Here is a 19,940-nt window from a genome sequence, read left to right as displayed (position 1 = left end):
CCTACGACGCGGTTTTCGTTGTAGTATTTGTGAAAGTCCGCCGCGAGCGCCTTTAGGAAATCGGGCAGCTTCTGCAAGCCGCGCGAATTAAAGGCGTCGTTTAAAATTTCATTCAAGCCAAGCGCCGCAAAAGCTAGGCCGAGCCCCGCTTCATCCAGCGCGCCGAAGTCCGCGCCCAAGACGTCCGCCTCGCGCTTGCCCGCTTTGGTAAAAATTTGATTGACCCGCGCATGGGCGTAGTTGATGTAAAAGATCGGATTGCTGCTGTCCTCGCGCGCGAGCTCGTCCACGTCGAACTCAAGCGGCGTCTCGCCCTTTTTGCTGATGAAGATAAATCGCATCGCGTCCCTACCGATCGCGGCGAGCACGTCACTCATCAAAATCGCGTTGCCCGCGCGCTTGCTCATTTTGTAGGTCTGCCCGTCTTTGAGCAAATTTACCATCTGCATTAGGATGATCTCGAGCCTGCTTTCGTCGTAGCCCAGAAAATGCACGGCGGCCTTTAAGCGCGCGATGTAGCCGTGATGATCGGCGCCCCAGATGTTGATGCAGCGCTCATATCCGCGCTCAAATTTGTTGTTGTGATAAACGATGTCGCCCGCAAGATAGGTCGGGCGCGCATCCTCGCGGATGACGACGCGATCCTTTTCATCTCCGAGCTGCGATGAGCGGATCCAAATTTTGCTCTCCGCCTCATACATCTTGCCGCTGCGCTCAAGCTTTTTAATCGTAGGCTCAAGCTCGCCGTAGAGGCTCTTTTCGCTAGCCCAGTTTTGAATATGAATGCCTGCGTCTGCGAGATCTTTTTGTATGATCTTTAGCACTTCGTCCTTAGCAAACTCCGCAAGGATCAAAACGCGCGATTCGTCGCGGAAAATTTCATCGCCGAATTGGGCGCGCGCAAGAGGGATGATCTCATCTATATACTCGCCGCGGTAGTATTTCTCGGGATAGCTCACGTCCTCGCCTGTGAGCTCGCGCGCACGAAGCGCGATCGAAGTGCCCAAAAGCTCGATCTGATTGCCCGCGTCGTTGATGTAGTACTCGGTATCGACGCGGTGCCCCAGATAGCGCCCGATGCGCGCGAATGTATCGCCGTAAACGGCGCCGCGCACATGCCCGATATGAAGCGGACCGGTCGGATTGGCGCTGATGTATTCGAGCAAAATTTTTTGCGGCATAGCGGAGGAATTCTGCGAAATACAATTTTGGCTAGTGGCGAAATTCTGCGATTTGGCGGCGTCATTGCCGTTCGCAGCCAGATTTGCAGTAAAGCCTTTGCTAGCAGGCTCACTCGCACAAATCTTTTCCGAAGCCGGTAAAATTCCACGTCCAAGCTCGGCGTCGTTTTTCGCAAAATCGCCGCCCAAGCTAAGAGCATTTTTAGCAAGAGCACCCAACACAGCGGGCTTTAGGTGAAAATTTAGATAGCCGTTAACCGCCGTCGCGCTTAGAATTTCGCTATCTTTAAATTTAGCCGCAAGCTCCTCGGCGATAAGCTTAGGCGCCTTTCGCAGCTCTTTAGCCAGCGTAAAAGCCTCGGGCGAGGCGTAATGGGCCAAGCTTTTATCTTTGGGTTTTTCTAAAGCGACTTCGCGAGATAAAATTTTAAAAATTTCGTTTAAGACTAAATTTTTCAAATCCTTTATGCCTTCTTATTATCGCTAATTTCGGCGTCTCTAACCTCTTCCTCGGCCTTTTTCTCGACCTTTTCAGGAGTGTCGTCCTCCATCTCTTTTTTGAAGGTCTTAATGCCCTTGCCTACACCCTTTGCGAGCTCCGGGATCTTTTTAGCTCCGAAAAGCAACACGATGATCACTAAGATAATTAGCAGTTGTTGAACGCTTACGCCCATTTTTTCTCCTTTAAATTTTCCAAATTTCGATTAGCTTGCCTATGTCGCGGCTTGCCGTTTCTAGTTTGATAGTTTTGTAGATTGATCTTAAATTTTCATACGCCGCTTCCAGGCGGTCGTTTATTATGAAATAATCATACTCGCCTAGGCGCTCCATCTCCTCTTGCGCGTTTTGCAGGCGCAAAGCAATATCGGCGGGATCATTATCGCCGCGAGCGCGCAACCTATCTCTAAGCTCCGACAAGCTCGGCGTAGTAATAAATACGCTAGTAAGTTCACTTTTAGGCACTTTGCTACGCACGATCTCATATCCTTGCACATCGATGTCAAAAATCACGATCTTACCCCGCTCAAGCTCGCTCGTAGCAGCTTTTAGCGAAGTACCGTAGTATTTGCCGTGGACCAACGCCCACTCTAAAAACTCCCCGCGCTTGATGCCTGTGCGAAACTCACTCTCGCTTATGAAATGATAATTCACACCGTCCGCTTCGCCTGCACGCATTTCACGCGTCGTAGAGGAGATCGAGAAGTATATCTGCTCGCCAAATTCTGCGATAAGACGCTTTATAAGCGTGCTTTTGCCGCTACCGCTGGGACCGGAGACGAGCAAAATTTTGCCTTTCACTATCTGTCTCCAAACGATATGTCGATATTGATCTTAAAGTCCTTCAGCGCGTCTTTAGCATCCTTGCTGCCCGCAAATCTCTCGATCGTGTTTGCGATGCCCGCTTCTAGATCATCGCGCAGTTTGGTTTTCAGCTCCTCGGCGCTCGGTTTTTTACCGTACTCGTTACGCAGCGGCTCGCTTTTGGCGCTGGGCTCTAACTCGCTTGCCATAAGGCTGGCAAACTCCGCCGCAGCCGAAGCGGCAAGCTCATTCGGCATAGCTTGCGCACCAAATTTCATTTCATTCACCTGCTCGGACGCGCCGAATTTATGCGTTTTAAATTCTGCGCGCCCCGAAGCCTTTGATATAGGCTTTGAAGCATTAAATTTTATCTGCTGCGCGGCGCTCTTTGCGGGCTTGCCGGATTTAAATTGCTCGCTATCTGCGGAGCTTGTGGCAAACGAGTTTGCAAAATCGCCTTCCATAGCGCGCAAAAATCCGTCCGCAAACCCGCCAACAACGCTATTGGCTTGCTCGTTTTGCTTCGGTAAATCTGAGGCATCTAATATGTGCGGTAAGTTTAGCTCCGAAAAATTTGGTGCAGGAGTAGAATTTATAATCCCGGTATTGCTAGAATTTGCAGAAGCTACGAAATTCGCGGAAGCTGCGAAATTTGCGCCAATTGAATCCCCTGCTTCATTATGAGCAGACATAAGCGTATTCTGTGCAAGTCCGCCAGTAAATTCCATGCTTTGAAACGGAACGGCGTTATAAAGATTTTCGCGAGGTATATCGCCCGCACCCGCTAGCGCAATCGGCGTATCTGAAGTGACCTCGTATTGAGACGAAATTTGCGTCTTTTGAAAATCCGTAGCCGCTTTATTTTTATCATGCGCAGATTTTTTATCCTCTTTTTCATCAGAAGCAAACGCAGCCGCGGCAAAATTATCATATCCACCAAACTCCTCTACGGGCATGCCAGCACTATCGAAAAGCCTGGAAAAATCCATATCAAATCCGCTGTTAACAGACGCGCCAGCTGCATCTTGCACTACTTGCGAGGCAGAATTTTTTTCCTCTGTTTTATAGGCAAATGAGCCATCTGATTCATGCTGTTTAAGCGTAACGTCCGCAGAGTCTTTCGCTTCCTCTAAATTAGGCGCAGCGTCTGCCTTTTTTTCAACAGCAGTTTCATTAGAGCTGCCGGCTCTTTGCGGCTCATCTTGCTGCGCAAGCGGTAAAGTTTCGCTTGCCTGTGCGACCAGAATTTCATCTTCTGTCTGCGATTTATTTGTTTTGAAATTCTTAGGATTTTCATCGTCTAGAGCTGCTAAAGCTATCGGAGCGTCATCCTTTGCGAGTGGAATTTCATCTTGAGGCGCGTGATTACTTTCGGCGGGTTCGCTTGTGCCGATACTATTTAACGGCACATCCTCAGGGATATCGCTAGCAGCTAAGTTTAGAGGCATATCGTCTGCGATATTATCCGCAATCTTTTCTGCAACGGCGTTAAGCGGCGTATCATCGGCGATGGTGTCCGCAAGAGCTGCTTCATCTGCAAGCTGCGAGAGCGGAATATCATCTGCGATCTCGTCCGTGCGCGGCATATCGCCTACCAACTGCGAAAGCGGCACATCATCTGCAATCTCGGGCGCTATATCGTTTGCCAGCTGCGAAAGCGGTATATCCTTGCCGGAGTCATAAAAGCTATCCACAAGCTCTTCAAAATTACTACCCGAAGAGGAATTTGCCTGATCAATCGCATCGATCTCTTTCATCACAGAGCTTGCATCGGCAAATTCTTTCGCCATTTTTTCTTTCGCCTGCACGCTCATATTTTGAACCGAAAACTCGCTGATAAACGTGATGAGCTCAAGCGGTGAAAAAGGCTTGGTAAGGGTGTATCGCGCTCCTGGCGCCGAGACATTCTTAGGCGTCAGAAACAGCGTTTTATTAAGATCAAATTTTGAAATATCATCGCCATCTTCATAATTTTTTATCGTCAAATCATATTCACTCTCGTCCGCACTATATGCTACTAGGTCCGCACCGATGCGCTCGCAGCAAATATTTACGACACTTGCAACCTGCTCATTGTGATTGTCAAGTAGAATTTTCATTTATGACCTTTTAGAAAGAATTTGGGCTATTGTAAGATATTTTTGGTTATTAATTGCTTATATTTGCGCTAAATTTCGGTTATTTAGACGATAAACTTTGCAGCATTTTTGCGCTAAATTCTCATCGTGGGTCACGAGCACGAGCGCGCCACGGCTGGATTTTACGTAATCAAAGATCACGCTCATGACCTCGTTTGCGGTATCTTTATCTAAATTTCCGGTCGGCTCGTCGGCAAAGATTATGCGCGGCTTTTTGCAAAGTATACGAGCGATACTCACGCGCTGCTGCTGACCGCCGCTAAGCTCGCCCACGCCTTGAGCAAGCGTGTTTTCTATCTTAAGCTTTTTTAAAATTTTCTGATCTATCGCATTATTCGTAAGTTTGGCGGCGAGTTCGATATTTTCGCCAGAGGAAAAGCCCTTAAAAAGGTAGTGAGATTGAAATATTATGCCGAAGTCGTTGCGGCGGATTTTAAGTCTCTCATCGGAGCTTAGCTCGTAAATACTGCGCCCGCCGTAGATCACTTCGCCCGAGTTCGGTTTTAAAAGCGTGCATAAAATATGAAGCAGGGTCGATTTGCCGCAGCCACTAACGCCCAAAATAGCGATACTTTCGCTCTCCCCAACGCTTAGGCTTACATTTTCAAAGAGCGTATAATCATACGCGTGAGTAAGATTTACGCCCTTTAGAAGTTCCATATTTAGCCGATTTGAGCCGCTACTTCGGCAGCGAAGTCTTCGCTCTTTTTCTCTAGACCCTCGCCCACTTCGAAGCGGACGTATTTTACGATCTCGATCTTGCCGCCTAGTTTTTTAGCTTCTTCGTCAATCACCTGCTCGACGGTTTTCTTATCGTCCATTACGTAAAATTGCCCTAGCAACGTGAGGCGCTGATCGATTTGAGTATTATCGGCAATGAAGCGATCGATCTGACCCGGCAAAATTTTATCCCAAATTTTTTCAGGCTTATTTTGCTTGCGAAGCTCGTCTTTTAAAGCTTCGATCTCTTTGGCTAAAATTTCATCGCTTAGATGCGCGCGCGAGCCAAACTGCGGGATCTTATGAAGGGGCTTACCTAAGCGCACAAACTCCTCGTTTTCCTTCTCAAACTCGCCTTTAAGAGCCAAAAATTCCTTCTCGATAAAATCGGGATCAAGCTCTTTATAGCTGATAACCTGCGGTTTCATCGCAGCTGCGTGCATGCAGAGATTTTTTATAAGCTCCTTCGCACCCTCCGCAGTTCGCTCGCTGTCGCAAGCTGCTGCGATGATTACACCTACGCGGCCGTTTGAATGCAGGTAGCCGTTTACTATGCCGTTTGCACCCGCCTTAATCGTCTCAAATCTTCTAACGACCAAATTTTCGCCGATCGTAGCGATCTGACTTTTTAGATGCTCATCGAATTTAACGCCGTCGATGATGCTGGAATTTAGCTCATCAATGCTGCTAATGCCCTTGCTTTGGATATGTAGAGTAGTATTTTTAACTAAATTTATAAAATTTTGATTTTTAGCTACGAAGTCGGTTTCGGAATTTATCTCGCTTATGGTGGCGATCTTGTGATCCGCGCTCACTTCGACGCTCACTAGGCCCTCGCTAGCTAGGCGATCGGCTTTTTTAGCAGCCTTTCCTAAGCCCTTTTCGCGAAGTAGATCGACGGCCTTATCCATATCGCCGTCTGTTTCAACCAAAGCCTTTTTGCAATCCATCATCCCCGCTCCAGTGCTTTCGCGGAGCTCTTTTACCATTTGTGCGCTGATTTCCATTACTCTTCGTCCTCGCTTACGTCAAAATCCTCTTCGCTCATCGCCTCGGCTATGACTTCCTCTTTCTCCTCGTCGCTGACGGCTTCGCTCTGCTCGCCGTCCTCGCTCGCATCTTGATCGCGAAGCGCCTTGCCTTCGTTGATCGCCTCAGCCATCTCTTGGCAGAAAAGCTGAACCGAGCGGATCGCATCGTCGTTGCCAGGTATTGGGAAATCGACTACGTCCGGATCGCAGTTCGTATCCAAAGGCGCGATAACCGGCATTTTTAGGCGGTTAGCTTCCGCTACGGCGATCTTTTCTTTAACTACGTCGATGACGAAGATCATATCGGGAAGGCCCTTCATATTGCGAATGCCGCCTAGATAAAGCTCGAGCTTCTCTTTTTTGCGGCGAAGCATTAGCGCCTCTTTTTTGGTTAGTAAATTTATCGAGCCGTCCTCTTCCATAGTCTCGATTACTTCGAGCTTGCGGATCGATTGCTTGATAGTGGAAAAATTCGTTAGCATGCCGCCTAGCCATCTGTGGCTCACATAAGGCATGCCGCATTTTTCTGCGTACTCTTTTAGCGTCGCGCCGGCTTGTTTTTTGGTGCCTACGAAAAGTATCGTCTTGCCCTCGGCAGCTGCGTCGCGCACGATATTATAAGTGTAGCGGAAATAGCGGATAGTTTTTTGTAGATCTATGATGTAGATACCTTTTCTCTCGCCGAAAATGAATTTTTTCATCTTCGGATTCCATCTGCGTGTTTGGTGTCCGAAATGAACGCCGCACTCTAGCAAATCTCTCATTGTTACCATGAGTTTTCTCCTTGTGGGTTTCCCCGAAATTTAGGTTTCTCCTCCACACCCATTAACATTTGCTTTTGACAAACGCAACCAAATTTTAGGATTGGTGTGTGTGAATTGAAGCTTGGATTATATTTAAAAATAGCTAAATTAAAGCTAAATTTAATATAATCCAGACCCCTGCGCGGTTAAATTTTACGCCGCAAAGATGAGACGGCTGCAAGTAGCGCGAGCGAAATTATTCATTCAATTTAGCGAGCACAAACCGCCCGTGAAATTTAAGAAAACGGCAAATTCGCTTTAAATTTTACTCAAAAAATCCCTTTTTCACGAGCCTGCCCTCTTTTACACAAAACTCCCCTTTCGCGATCACGCTATCTAGGTTTAAAGCCTCGTCAAATACCGCAAAATCAGCGTCAAAGCCTACTTTTATCTCGCCTTTGCCGCTTAGATTTAGGTATTTTGCGACGTTTTTGCCCATCATGCTCAGCGCTTGCGGGATGGTTAGGATTTTATTTTTCACGCAGGCTTGCAAGACCTCTAAATTCGTCTCGCACGAAGCGCAGCCATAGCCTACCAGTGCGCCGTTTTCGTCAAATCTAGGCACGCTACCGTTGCCGTCGGAGCTCATCGTTAGGCGCTCTAAATTTAGCCCGCTAGCAAGCCCATACACGATAGCTTCGTGAAGCGGGGCAAATTTACTTCCGCCGCTCGTGATATCGATGTAGCCGCCCATTTTTTGAAATTTGATCGCCTCGTCAAAGAGCCCCTTCGTCCGCGCGCAGTGCGTCGGCGAGAAGTAATTAACAGGGAACGAATAATCCTTGATCACGCTAAAAATCAGGTCAAATTTATCCGCGAGCCCGCCCATATGCATGTGCAGCACGCCGCCTTTTTTCGAGATCATTCCGCCGATGCGAATCTGCGTCAGGGTCTTGATGAGCTCCTGAGAGGTCGGGTAGCTGCCGCGGTTGTCGCTCATCGCGATCTTACAGCCGATGACCTTGTCGATAAGCACCAGATCGCGCGTGACAGAACCCGTAAAGGTAACGCTAGGCAGCGCATAAGAGCCAGTGTGGATGAAGGTCGAGATGCCCTCGTACTCAAGCGCCTTGGCCTTTGAGTAGAGGTTTTCGAGACTCCTCGTACACCCGTCGGTGCCTAGCGTGCCTACGACCGTCGTCGTGCCGTAGCGGATGATTTGCGATAGCGTTATTTCGGGCGTGCGCGAATGATAACCCGCCTCGCCACCCCCGCCCGTGATGTGCACGTGCTGATCGATGAGCCCTGGCGCTAAAATTTTGCCATCCAGGTCGTAAACCTCAAGCCCATCTATAGTAGAATGGCGAAAATCAAGCTCCTTAGAAACGGCTAAAATTTTACCTCCGCCTACTAAAACGTCGCTCCTGCCGACGTGCTCGGGCGCGTATAGATCGGCATTTTTAAGTAACAGCATATCTTCTCCTTTGCTTTGGGTTTTTGATTTTAAAATTTACGTTTTCTGGCTTATTTTGACTGCGATGTCACGCCGCAATCTCGCCTATTTTTCGCCGCTTCGCTTTACAGCGCTTCTACGTCAAATTTTATAGAGTTTCGGAAAATTCCGGCAGCCTCGCGGAGAAATTTTATATCTTAAATTTTTTGCTTTTCATCGGAATGGCTTATTCATCACAAAGCCGCAGAAGCGTCCCGTGATGCCATCTCTGCGGTAAGAAAAATGCCGATCGCTCTCAAAGGTGCAGCGCGGATCAAATTTTACCTCTCGCACTCCCGCAGCCGCGAGCTCGTCGCGCAGTGCGGCGTTCATATCAAAATGCCCCTGCGTTTTGTAGCGCTCAAACTCGCCCAAATCAAGCCCGCCAAGTTCGTAGTTTCGCGCCTTGATATTCGCGCCCACGAATACCTTCAGCTCCGCAGCCACGCAGCCGAAGCGCTCGCTCATCAAAATTATCGCATTGGTGCAGATCCGCCCTATCACGCCCGCGCGCCCCGCATGCACAGCAGCAACCACGCCGCGCCGCTCGTCCGCGATCAGCACGGGCGAGCAGTCCGCTACCAGCACGCACAGCGCCACGCCGCGCAGATCGGTCACGAGCCCGTCGTAGGGCAGGATTTTATCGCTAGCTGCGCGTAAAATTTCAACTTTGTTCGAGTGGATCTGGCGCATAAATTTTAAATTTCGCGGCACGATACCGAGCGCGGCGGCTAAAATTTCGCGGTTTTGCGCGACGTTTTGCGGATCGTCTCCCACGTGATCCCCTAAATTTAAGCTCGCGTAAGCTCCGCCGCTTACGCCGCCAAGCCGCGTGCTAAAGCCCGCTAGCACGCCGCGTCCGTCCAATACAAACTCAAGATTTTCTCTGAAAATTTTGGTGTTAGTCATCGCGTGCTACTTGGCGCCCTAATACAGGCTCAAAATTTTATCTACCGCATCCCACGAAAGCCCGTCTTGCTCGCCCTCGGCGCTCGCGTCGCGCACCGCAACAGTGCCGCGGACGAGCTGTCCGCCGGCAAAGCCCAGCTGCGCCGCGACGTATCGCGCGAGCAGATCGGTCTCGATATTTACGCAGCGCCCGATTTTGTAGGTTCCAAAGAGCGTATCCTTAAGCGTGAGCGGGATGATCGTAAGGCGAATAGCGCAGCTTTGCGCTTCGCTCTTTAAATTTGCGCCCAAGGAGTTTGGATCGCGAACGGAATTTGAGCCGCTAGAATTTGGCCTGTGCAAGCTTGCACCGTTAAAATTTGCGCTGCGCGGCTCTTTACGAGTAAAATTTCCGCCCTCAAGACCTCGGCTGTTAAAATTTCGTCCGTGCGTGCTGCCGCCCTCAAGTACTTCGTTGATCGTTAGACTCACGCCGTCGATCGCCACCGAACCCTTCGGCGCTAGCAGCGGCGCTATGTGCAGCGGCGCGCGGATAAAAAAATCGACGCCGCTTGCAAGCTTTGAAATTTTATAAATTTCGCCCACGGCATCGACGTGCCCTTGGATCAAATGCCCGTCTATGCGATCTCCAATCCGCATCGCTGGCTCGATATGCACCGAGCCACGCAGGTTTTGTGCGGCGATGACGCGCGCCGTTTCGCTCGAAAGCTGTACCGCAAATCCGTCCGCAAAAAGCCGCGTCACGCTCAGGCACGCGCCGTTTACCGCGACGCTATCGCCGAGCGCGGGGCGGTATCTCGCGCGCAGTCGCAGCAAATCGCCGTTAAAGCTCGCAACCTGCGCGATCTCTCTGATCAGTCCGTTAAACATTATGAGCCTTTGGAATTTTTACGTGATATTAGCGTAGAATTTTAAAATTTTAAATTAAGCGAAGCTCGGCGAGCGCAAAGCCCGCCGAATGAAGTTTGAAATTATTTTTTAGAAACGATGAAATCGGCTAGCGCTTCGATCGATTCGTCGTTAAGCGAAGCTGCTTGACCCTTCATAACGCCCATCATTCCAAATTTTCCCTTGCCCTCGCCCAAGCTGCCGTCTTTGTAGCCTTTTAGGCTAGCTATGATATCTTCCTTACTTAGGGTGTTTAGCGCAGGTACTTTGCCGCCAAGATAAGGCTTCTCGGCGTTAGCTCCATGACAGGCCACGCATTTTTTATATAAAGTAGCGCCATCAGCGGCGAATACACTCGAACTAAACGCCGCAACCGCAGCACATGCAATAAGAACTTTTTTCATTCCTATCCTTTCTTTTTAAATTGTGGGTGCAGTATAATCAAAATTTAGTAAATTTCGGCTAAATTTTTGCAATTTGCGCTAAAGAGGCAAAATTCTATCTACCGCGAACTTTAGCGTAGAGGCTCAAAGCGGATTTACGCTGTAAAATTTTAAGCAAATTTTACCTTCCCGCTGAAATTTCAATCGTAGAATTTCGTGGCAAAATCCTAAGGCAAAATTTCATCTAGACGCCAAATTCCATCGCGAAATTCTGCGTAGAATTTTAAAATTTCGCCGCTTTACTTTATGCGCGAAATTTCGCCGCCTTGCATCTTATAAATTTTATCTGCGGCGCCGAAGTATTTATCATCGTGCGAGATCGCAAAGATCGTGTATCCACGCGATTTCAGCTCGGGCAAAATCCGCTCGTAAAACTCCGCGCGAAACTGCGGATCGAGATCGGCCGCAAACTCATCAAGCATCAAAAATTTTCGCCCATCCATCAGCACGCTTACGAGCGCCAAACGCTTGCGCTGCCCGCTAGATAGGCTCGTGGTGCTAAATTTAGCCCCCTTTAGCTCAACCTTATCCTGCAGGTGCGTGAGCGCGAGCCACTCGCGCGCGATGTCCGCATCGCCCGTAGCATAGTCGAAGAGATAAAAATCGCTGAAAACGGCGCTTATGTTGTTGCTGTAGGCGCGCAGATCAGAGGGTTTAAGGGCCGCGCCGTCGGCTAAAATTTCGCCTGCTTGCGGCGTATAAAGACCCGCCAAGATCATAAAAAGCGTCGATTTGCCGCTGCCGTTTTCGCCGATTAAAAACACCGTCTCGCCCGCATTTAGCTGCAAGCTTACCCCCTTGATGCCGAATTTCCCGCCGGGATACGAAAAGCCTACGTCTTTAAGCTCCAGGCTGCGCCATGGCTGCATTTGCGTAAGCTCGAAGCCCTGCACGAACGGGTCTAAATTTAACTCTTTGATCTTTGCGTAGGCGATCTTGGCGCGCAACACGCTAGGAAGCGAGAATATGAGCATCATCAAAGGCGCGCGCAAAAAAAGCACCGTAAGCGCGATCGTTACGGCGTTTGCAAGCTCCGCTTTGCCGCCGCTAAGCCCAAAATAAAGCACAAAGCCTACGGCGCCTAGCATCATTACGTTCATAAAATTACTCGCAAACGCGCCGTAAACCTCGGCCCGCAGCGAGCTTTGGCGTAAATTTTGCGCATTGGGCAAAAAGTCGTTTTCGTATAGGCTCTTTGCTTTGGCTAGGCTTAGCGACAGCTCCTTGTGCCCCTCGATCGCCGCGGCGTAGTTTTTATACAAAACGTCCTCGTTTTGGCGGTACAGATCGTAATTTTGCATGACTTTTTTCATCAAAAAACGATTGAAAATCATCAGCGCGCCGATCCAAACGAATAAAAACGCAAACATCATAGGCGCGATGTATAGCACGTAGATGCCGCAAAATAGCACGATCATCGCGCCTTGGATCAGCTCGGAGATACGCATAAAGCCCTCAGTCAGGCGCGAAATATCGCTAGAAAGGGACGCAAGCAGGTTCGCCTTCGACGCAGCCTCGATGCGCTCGAACTTCGTATCGATGATCTGCTTGATGATCTTGGTGCGCAGATCGAATACGAAGTCGTTTTCCATCTTGCAAAGCATGATGCGACTTAGCACCGAAAGCAGCAGAAATAGCGCCAAGAGCGCGAAAAATAGCGCGATGATCCTGCCGCCTCTTTCGGCGCCGTCAAGTAGATATTTATTGATAAAGCTTAAAATCAAGATCCCAGAGCCGCTGTAGATCGCATTTAGCGCGAGCATCGCGAGGATTTGTTTGGTATATTTTTTCATCATTTTGCCCCAACGAAATTTGAGCGCAATTGTGGCAAAATTCGCTTGAAAAAACGGTTAAATTTTAAATCCGTTCTCATTTCGCGAATAAAATTTACCCGGGCTGTATAAATTCCGCCGTAAATCTGCGCGAAATTTCGTTTCAATCCCGCATTGTTTACAAAGCATAAAGCTGTCTGCTTGTACGGCACACGTTGCATTGAATTTCAAAGCTGATGCCCATTTGCTTCGGTGACTACGATATGCCCGCTCATTGAGCAAGCTCTATAAATATACGCCGACGTTACCACAACATCAAAATTTAGCCGTACGCCTTATAATTGAAATAAAATCTTCATAGCCATATTCACGAGTCACAACTACGCGCCGGCATTTTAAGCAAAGTTGGCATTTATAACTCTGCTAACGGCAGCATAAAAAATCCGTTGTCTCGAGCATTGAAATTGTGGATTTTTATTATTTTAGATATTTCTTGATATCTATACGGCGTCATCTCTATGCTTAATCCCTGCTGTATCTCTTGTTTTACCATACTACTTTTCCGGCATTTTGAAATATACAACTAAGCAATAGTCAATTTAAGCGAAAAATTTCGATCTCCTTAAAAAAGAAAGATAGCTTTAGTTTAGTAAGTTTTTGATAAGCTCGTCATTTTTGGAGTCATTTTCTAGATCAAAGTATAAAATTTTAAGTCGCATTTTGTCGTCGTATTTAAATTCCATAGACCCTTGCTCCGCGCTGTCTATCTTTGGATAGATGAGATAGAGCCTATCGCACTCGTGTTTTTTGCCGTAAGCGTATAGCTGATACAGATCGGCTTGCGAGATATTGTTCTTTTCTTTTTCCTTATCATCTTGATCGATAACTTTCCATTTTGTATCGGCTATAAATTTGCCTTCTAAAAATATATCAGGTCTTAATCTAAAGCTCCTTGGCTCTTCTACAAGGTGCTTTTTTGAATGTTGCAATCTAATATCTGCATGCTTTTTTTTAATAAAATTTCCGACATAACTTTCAAAAAGCAGGTTCATATCAAAAAGTAAGGCAAGAGCTAGATCGTCGCCTTTATGCGGAGTGAAGCAATTGCCTAAAAGGAAAATTTTACACCATAAAAACGTTTGCTCGTAGTGCTTTACTTGGCGGTTTATTACATAGTTTGTAAAGAAATTTTTATAATCACTGCACGTCGAAACTTCATCAAATATAAATAAAAACTCGCGTATTTTTTGCTGATTTTTACTGGAATTTGACTTTTTGTATAGAAATTTAAGCGTTGTTTTTATGATCTGATTTATCTTTATGTCGCTTAAAAACTCGCTGTATTCTACATAAAATCGCTCTTTGTGGATAGTATTTCTTTTGATCTGTTCATTTATATTTAGCTTTCCTTTTAGAAATTTTAGATTATTCTCTAACGTTATATAGTCGCTTTTTATTCCCTTTTTTACAAGGATTTCAAGCTCGCGTAAAAACATCGAGATAAAAATTTCTAAAAGCGGCAAATTTTGGGTTTTGAGACCAGCTAAATTTGAGCTTTTAAAGGGAAAATCTTTAAGCGATTTTAGCATTTTTAGAAAAACGTTTTTTAATCCGTCTATTTTATCGGTATCATTTTTATCCACTTTATTCGCTATTTTAGGCAAAATCTCTATCGTTAGGCCGCTTTTTGTTTGCAAAACACCTACGTAGTTTCTTGCTTGTATAAATTTTCCGCCGCTTCCGCTTCCTATCTTTAAAAACGTAGCATTTTCATCGCTATTTTTAAGGATAAAATTTTCTATATCGCCAAAGTCGTTTTTATCTATATTTTTATCATTCTGATATAAGCGCTCAAACTCGATTAGCGTCCTTTGTTTCTGTTTCATTCGTGCCATCTTAGTCGCTTGATGACTTATAAATTTCTATATAGCTTTGAGCTTTGTTAAAGGCTTCGTCGTTTATCTTGTATAAGACTTTATCATCTATATCGTCGATTTTTCTTCCAAATAAATCACTAGCCTTTTTCTCTTCTTTGGTTATAAACTGAGTTCTGCTATCTTTTTGCTTTTTATTGTCGCCCAAGACCAATCTTATCTTTTCCCAGTCGTCGTAAAAATATTCTTGCAGTAGCGGTAAAATTTTATTTTTAAAGATTGAAGCTAGCTCCGATATATCCGCATCATCTTTTAGCGAGATAAAATAGGCATGTCCTATAGCATGATCTCTGTCGTAAAGATACTCTATGCGTTCGTTTATGGCTTCTAGCATTTCTCCTATATTGATGCCTTCAATGGTTATTTTTTTGAGTTCGTCGTACTGCGGCATCATCTCCACAAATTCAAACCTTCTTCTAAGTGCCGTATCCATGAGAGCTATGCTTCTATCTGCCGTATTCATCGTGCCTATTATGTATAAATTTAACGGCACTCCAAATTTCTCTTTTGAGTATGGCAGCTCCACCATTATCTCATCATCTGCTGTGAGCCTTTTTGATGGTTCTATTAGTGTTATAAGCTCGCCAAAAATTTTAGATATATTTCCGCGGTTTATTTCGTCGATGATCAAAACATAGTTTTTTTCGTTTTTTTGATCATCTTTTATAAAAATTTGTTTAAAAGCATCTATTTTTAAATTATACTTTATATTATAAATACTCATTTGCGAGAACTGTTTGTATAAAATTTTTTCATAATAAACCGGCTCATCTGGTATAAAAATCCACTTAACGCCCCTAGCTTGAACAAAACTACCAAGATCGTTTCGATCTAAAAATTTATACTCACCGGTTACTTGAGCCACTGCTCTTAGTTTTTTGTTTCCTAGTGAAATTAAGATTATATCACCGTTTTTTATCTCGTTTTTTAGTCTGTTTATGGCTATAGCTGAAAAATCCGTCTTTTCTTTTTCCATAAGTTTTGAAATTTGTTCAATATTCTTGCAATCACTAAAATTAATCCATTTGCCAAAGCCAAGCAAAACAACATTGTTTTTTATGCAATACTCAAATACAAAATCTTCTTCTGGATTTTGAGAGTCTCCTAAAGACATCTTCCAAAAATTCATGCTATCTTTAAAAACTAAGGTTTCGCTGGGATTGCCTTCAATATTTTGCGCAGTCTTGCAAAGTTTTTTAAAAATCCCATCTTCAGTATCGTATTTTATTTCTTTATCACTATCGGTTTCATCATTGCCTAAAACAGGCTTTATGCCTTCAACAAATTCCTCATACCCATAACTTTGGTGAAATGTTACAAATTTTATTTGTCCTCTTTGCACATATTCATCAAATTGCTTTTTTAAAATTTTCCTATTTTCTTTGTCGCTGATTTCTTCTTCGCCAACTTTTTCTCCTTTTATTATCTCGATGGCTTTTGCTATTGTGGTATATGTTTTTCCTGTTCCTGGAGGGCCGTATAGGATTTGGTTTAGGGGATAAGTTGTTGTTTTATTATTATCGGCCAGCTCATTTCCTTTTTCTTCTAATACATCCTGTTTTAAATCGTTTTCTTTTGCATATTCATTCCATAGCGAAAACGAATAATCATAAAAGTCGATATTGTCGGGCTTCTTTTTAATTAGCTCTTTTTGAATTTGTGATATCTTGTTTGATTCTATATTATTTCTCCGAGCAAGATACTCAAAAGCGTCTCGTGAGACAATACGTAAAAGCGTTTTATCTGGTGCATATAAAAAAGCTATTTTCCATTTTACGGCATCGCCCAAATCAATATCGTCAATTTTTTCAAATTCTTTATTTTGTGCATAATTTATAACTTGTAAAATTATACTTTTTATTTTTTCAAATGCTTCGTTTCTATTGTTTCCATATTTTTTATACCAGCCATACTCTATATCACCAGTTTGCCCAGGTTTAAGTTCTTTTCTGCCATCTTTTTGAGCTCTTTTAAAAATTCCAAATTTATAAGCCGAGCCGCCCCATATACTTATAAGCTTCTCTGTTTTGCTTTCAAGCCAATATGTAAAAGTATCCTTATCGCCAATCCCGGTATATTGGTTTATAGTCATATCTTTGACATTTTGCAAAGTCCATCTTTGTTTAAACTCATCTTTTAGTTTTAAGCATTCTTCTAATGTTGCCATTTTTTGCTCCCCTTTATCCTTTTTTAATTATATCATTCATTTTATCGCAAAACTTGGCTTTAATTTAATTGCCATTTTGTTTTCATTTCAAGCCAAAATTTTGCTTGATGTAAATGTGCAAAACATCGATCGCGGCGGGCGTTACGCCGCTGATCTCGCTCGCGGCAAAAAGCGTCGGCGGCGCAAAGCGATTTAGCTTCTGCACGATCTCGTTGCTAAGCCCTCCGATCTTGCTAAAATCGATCTGCGGCGGGATCGCGACGCCCAGCAGCCCCTTCATCCTCTCGACCTCGGCGCGCTGCATCGCGATGTAGAAATGATACTTGCACTGCGTTAAAATTTCATCCAAAACCTCATCGCTAAAGCCCTCAAAATGCGGCGCCAGAGCAAGCAGGCCCGCCTTTGAAAAGCCGCTTTGAGAGGCGATTTTTTGCAAGCTGCAGCTTTGCGAAATGGGCTCTGCGCCGATACTTTGCAGCAGGCTAAGCGTCTGTTTCGAAGGAGTAATCTGCGTTTTTAGCAAAAATTCCATTCCGCTCTGCACGTCGAGCTTAAACTTGCTCGTCCGCTCGTAGTTTGCCTCGTCTAAAAGCCCGATCTCGCGGCCGTATTCGCTTAGGCGCAGCACGGCGTTGCCCTCGCGTAGCAGCAGGCGAAATTCCGCACGCGAAGTAAACATTCGGTAAGGCTCGTTTGTGCCCTTGGTAACCAGATCGTCGATCAAAACGCCGATATACGCCTCATCCCTGCGCAAAATCAGAGGCTGCCGCCCGTGCAAATCAAGCACGGCGTTGATGCCCGCCATCAGCCCCTGCGCCGCGGCCTCCTCGTAGCCGGTGGTGCCGTTGATTTGACCTGCCAAAAACAGCCCGCGGATCTTTTTGGTCTCGAGGCTGTGTTTAAGCTCGGTAGGATCGATAAAATCGTACTCGATCGCATATCCGGGGCGGACGATTTTAGCATTTTCAAAGCCCCTGATCGTGCGCAGAAACGCAATCTGCACGTCGTAAGGAAGGCTCGTAGAAAGGCCGTTTACGTAATACTCCGTAGCCTCGCGCGTCTGCGGCTCGACGAAGACGTGGTGGCGGTCGCGATTTGGAAATTCATAAATTTTAGTCTCGATGCTAGGGCAGTAGCGCGGGCCGGTGCTTGAAATCTGTCCCGTAAACATCGGTGCGCGAGCGAAATTTTCGCGGATGATCTCGTGCGTGCGCTCGTTCGTATAAGCGATGAAGCAGGCAAGCTGCTTCGGCGCGAAATTTTTGCTGCGAAAGCTGAAAGGGCGCGGATCCGCGTCGCCGTCTTGGCGCTCAAGCACGCTAAAATCGATCGTTTTAGCATCGATCCTCGGGCAGGTGCCCGTCTTTAGCCGCCCCATTTGCAGCCCTAGACTCCGTAGCGATTCGGCTAGCTCAACGCTTGCTAGCTCGCCCACGCGCCCCGCTTGCAGCTTGTTTTCGCCCACGTGAATTAGCCCGTTTAAAAAGGTGCCGGCGGTGATTATCAGATGCTCGGTCTCATAAACATTGCCAAGATGGGTCTTAACGCCGCAAATGCGCAGAACGCCATCCTGCTCGCAGGTTAAAATTTCGCTCGCGATCTCCTGACTTATGTCTAGCCCCTGCGTGTTTAGCAGCAAATTCCGCATGTAGATGCGGTATTCATCCATATCGATCTGAGCGCGTGAGCCTCGCACGGCGGGGCCCTTGCTCTCGTTTAAAATTCTAAACTGCAGCCCGCATGCATCCGCCGCAAGCCCCATCTGACCGCCCAGCGCGTCGATCTCCTTTACCAAATGTCCCTTTGCAAGGCCGCCAATTGCAGGGTTACAGCTCGCAGCGCCGATCTGCTCGGCTAAGATCGTAATTAGCAGCGTCTTTGCGCCCATTTTTGCGGCGGCTAAGCTTGCCTCGATACCCGCGTGCCCGCCGCCCACAACGATAACGTCGTATTTCATTTTTTGCCTTTAAATTTAAAGCCGCAATTTTAGCCAAAATAAAATTTCAAAACGATAAATCGCGCGCGGATGTCGCAGGTAGCGGCTCGCTATGTATTTTTCATACGCGTAAAATTTTACTGCGCCGCAACTTTGAAGCGAGTTTAATTTGCTCCGTCGCATAAGCAGAATGCGGACGAGCCGTCCGTAAAAATCGCGGTGCAAAAGCGGCGCGCAAAGGGCGTAAAATTCCGCACAAAATTCCTGCGCCTAAATTTCACGCGCGAGCTTTGCTTTAAATTTCGCATTGTATAATTACGCATTTTTTCAAAAAGGATGAATGCTGATAGATAAAGCTTATGTTTGCGCGCTAAAAGATCGCGTGATAGGCGGCTGCGAGATTGCAAAGCAGCAGGCGCTAGAGCTGGCGCGATGCGAGGATTTGGGCGCGCTTTTTGCGGCGGCGGATGAGATCAGGCGCGAGTTTTGCGGCGATAAATTTAATCTCTGCACGATCATAAACGTAAAATCGGGGCGCTGTAGCGAGGACTGCAAATACTGCGCGCAGTCGGCGCATTTTAACACGGGCTGCGAGATTTACGGAATTTTGGGCGAACAGCAGGTGCTAAGCACCGCGCTTGCAAACGAAGCCGAACAGACGCATCGCTTCTCGCTCGTCGCCAGCGGGCGCGGAATTTCTCAAAAAAGCTCCGATCTAGGGGCATACTGCGAGATCTATGAGCGGCTGCGGAGCGAAACGCGGCTGCATCTGTGCGCCTCGCTAGGGATCGCTTCAAAGCCCGCGCTGGCGCTGCTTAAAGCTAGCGGCGTGCAGACCTATCATCACAATCTCGAGACTTCGCGAAAATTTTATCCGCAGATCTGCACGACGCACAGCTACGACGACCGCATCCAAACGATACAAAACTGCCGTGCCGTAGGGCTTGACGTATGTAGCGGCGGAATTTTCGGGCTGGGCGAGGGCATGGAGGATCGCATCGATATGGCGCTACAGCTGCGAGAGCTGGGCGTTAGCTCCGTGCCGATCAATATCCTGACCCCTATCAAGGGCACTCCGCTGCAAAACGCCGCGCCGCTGGCGCACGATGAAATTTTAAAATCGATCGCGATCTACCGCTTCATCTTGCCGCGCGCGTATCTGCGCTTCGCAGGCGGCAGACGGAATTTAGGCGAGCACGTGCGCACGGCGCTTGGATGCGGCATCAACTCGGCGCTTACGGGCAATTTCCTAACCACCACCGGCGATAGCATCGCAAGCGACAA

The 19,940-nt window shown here is 46.7% G+C and carries 16 protein-coding genes; 1 reads left to right on the top strand and 15 read right to left on the bottom strand.

The genetic code is table 11. The features are described from left to right. The 15 genes from argS to mnmG all read right to left on the bottom strand — a co-directional run. Positions 1-1,640: arginine--tRNA ligase (gene argS / locus Q0238_RS11910; RefSeq protein ID WP_297946422.1), on the bottom strand; the 1,640-nt coding region annotated here is incomplete at its 3' end. Positions 1,641-1,645: 5 nt separating this feature from the next. Beyond that, entirely contained in the window at positions 1,646-1,855 is a 210-nt protein-coding gene (gene tatA, locus Q0238_RS11905) for a twin-arginine translocase TatA/TatE family subunit (protein WP_297918317.1), read from the bottom strand. 10 nt (positions 1,856-1,865) lie between these two features. After that, the gene (gmk, locus tag Q0238_RS11900; RefSeq protein ID WP_297946420.1) at positions 1,866-2,480 is read right to left on the bottom strand and encodes a guanylate kinase; all 615 of its coding nucleotides are present in this window, start codon (positions 2,478-2,480) and stop codon (positions 1,866-1,868) included. Beyond that, the gene (locus tag Q0238_RS11895; RefSeq protein WP_297946417.1) at positions 2,480-4,582 is read right to left on the bottom strand and encodes a hypothetical protein; all 2,103 of its coding nucleotides are present in this window, start codon (positions 4,580-4,582) and stop codon (positions 2,480-2,482) included. Before Q0238_RS11895 ends, gmk begins: the two co-directional genes overlap by 1 nt. A 57-nt stretch (positions 4,583-4,639) precedes the next feature. Further along, positions 4,640-5,281 carry an ATP-binding cassette domain-containing protein gene (locus Q0238_RS11890; RefSeq protein WP_297946414.1) on the bottom strand — a complete coding sequence of 214 codons (642 nt, stop codon included), beginning with the start codon at positions 5,279-5,281 and terminating at the stop codon, positions 4,640-4,642. 2 nt (positions 5,282-5,283) lie between these two features. Next, positions 5,284-6,348, bottom strand: a complete 1,065-nt coding sequence (gene tsf / locus Q0238_RS11885) for a translation elongation factor Ts (RefSeq protein WP_297946412.1) — start codon at positions 6,346-6,348, stop codon at positions 5,284-5,286. Then, positions 6,348-7,145, bottom strand: a complete 798-nt coding sequence (gene rpsB / locus Q0238_RS11880) for a 30S ribosomal protein S2 (protein WP_297946409.1) — start codon at positions 7,143-7,145, stop codon at positions 6,348-6,350. The genes tsf and rpsB overlap by 1 nt, the downstream gene beginning before the upstream one ends. A 295-nt stretch (positions 7,146-7,440) precedes the next feature. Continuing rightward, positions 7,441-8,589, bottom strand: a complete 1,149-nt coding sequence (gene iadA / locus Q0238_RS11875; protein WP_297946406.1) for a beta-aspartyl-peptidase — start codon at positions 8,587-8,589, stop codon at positions 7,441-7,443. A gap of 192 nt (positions 8,590-8,781) precedes the next feature. Continuing rightward, positions 8,782-9,516 (bottom strand): polyphenol oxidase family protein, encoded by a 735-nt coding sequence (locus Q0238_RS11870; RefSeq protein WP_297946404.1) that lies wholly within the window; start codon positions 9,514-9,516, stop codon positions 8,782-8,784. Positions 9,517-9,534: 18 nt separating this feature from the next. Continuing rightward, on the bottom strand, positions 9,535-10,386 hold the full coding sequence (locus tag Q0238_RS11865; RefSeq protein WP_297946402.1) for a riboflavin synthase: 852 nt from the start codon (positions 10,384-10,386) through the stop codon (positions 9,535-9,537). 101 nt (positions 10,387-10,487) lie between these two features. Beyond that, the gene (locus tag Q0238_RS11860) at positions 10,488-10,808 is read right to left on the bottom strand and encodes a c-type cytochrome (RefSeq protein ID WP_291936277.1); all 321 of its coding nucleotides are present in this window, start codon (positions 10,806-10,808) and stop codon (positions 10,488-10,490) included. Positions 10,809-11,086: 278 nt separating this feature from the next. Then, on the bottom strand, positions 11,087-12,640 hold the full coding sequence (locus Q0238_RS11855; protein ID WP_297946398.1) for an ATP-binding cassette domain-containing protein: 1,554 nt from the start codon (positions 12,638-12,640) through the stop codon (positions 11,087-11,089). Positions 12,641-13,260: 620 nt separating this feature from the next. After that, positions 13,261-14,505, bottom strand: coding sequence for an McrC family protein (locus tag Q0238_RS11850; protein ID WP_297946395.1), 1,245 nt, complete (start codon positions 14,503-14,505; stop codon positions 13,261-13,263). A gap of 10 nt (positions 14,506-14,515) precedes the next feature. Continuing rightward, complete coding sequence (locus Q0238_RS11845) at positions 14,516-16,720, bottom strand: AAA family ATPase (protein ID WP_297946390.1); 2,205 nt, start codon at positions 16,718-16,720, stop codon at positions 14,516-14,518. 82 nt (positions 16,721-16,802) lie between these two features. Further along, positions 16,803-18,677 carry a tRNA uridine-5-carboxymethylaminomethyl(34) synthesis enzyme MnmG gene (gene mnmG / locus Q0238_RS11840; RefSeq protein ID WP_297946387.1) on the bottom strand — a complete coding sequence of 625 codons (1,875 nt, stop codon included), beginning with the start codon at positions 18,675-18,677 and terminating at the stop codon, positions 16,803-16,805. 319 nt (positions 18,678-18,996) lie between these two features. On the opposite strand from mnmG, the gene bioB reads away from it, so the two are divergent. Continuing rightward, positions 18,997-19,940 (top strand): biotin synthase BioB (gene bioB, locus Q0238_RS11835; RefSeq protein WP_297946384.1); only part of this gene is annotated, 944 nt, incomplete at its 3' end.

The organism is uncultured Campylobacter sp. (assembly GCF_938045775.1).
Classification (GTDB): domain Bacteria; phylum Campylobacterota; class Campylobacteria; order Campylobacterales; family Campylobacteraceae; genus Campylobacter_B.
The sequence above is the reverse complement of the archived record's forward strand: the minus strand, read 5'-3'. Positions and strand labels throughout refer to the sequence as shown.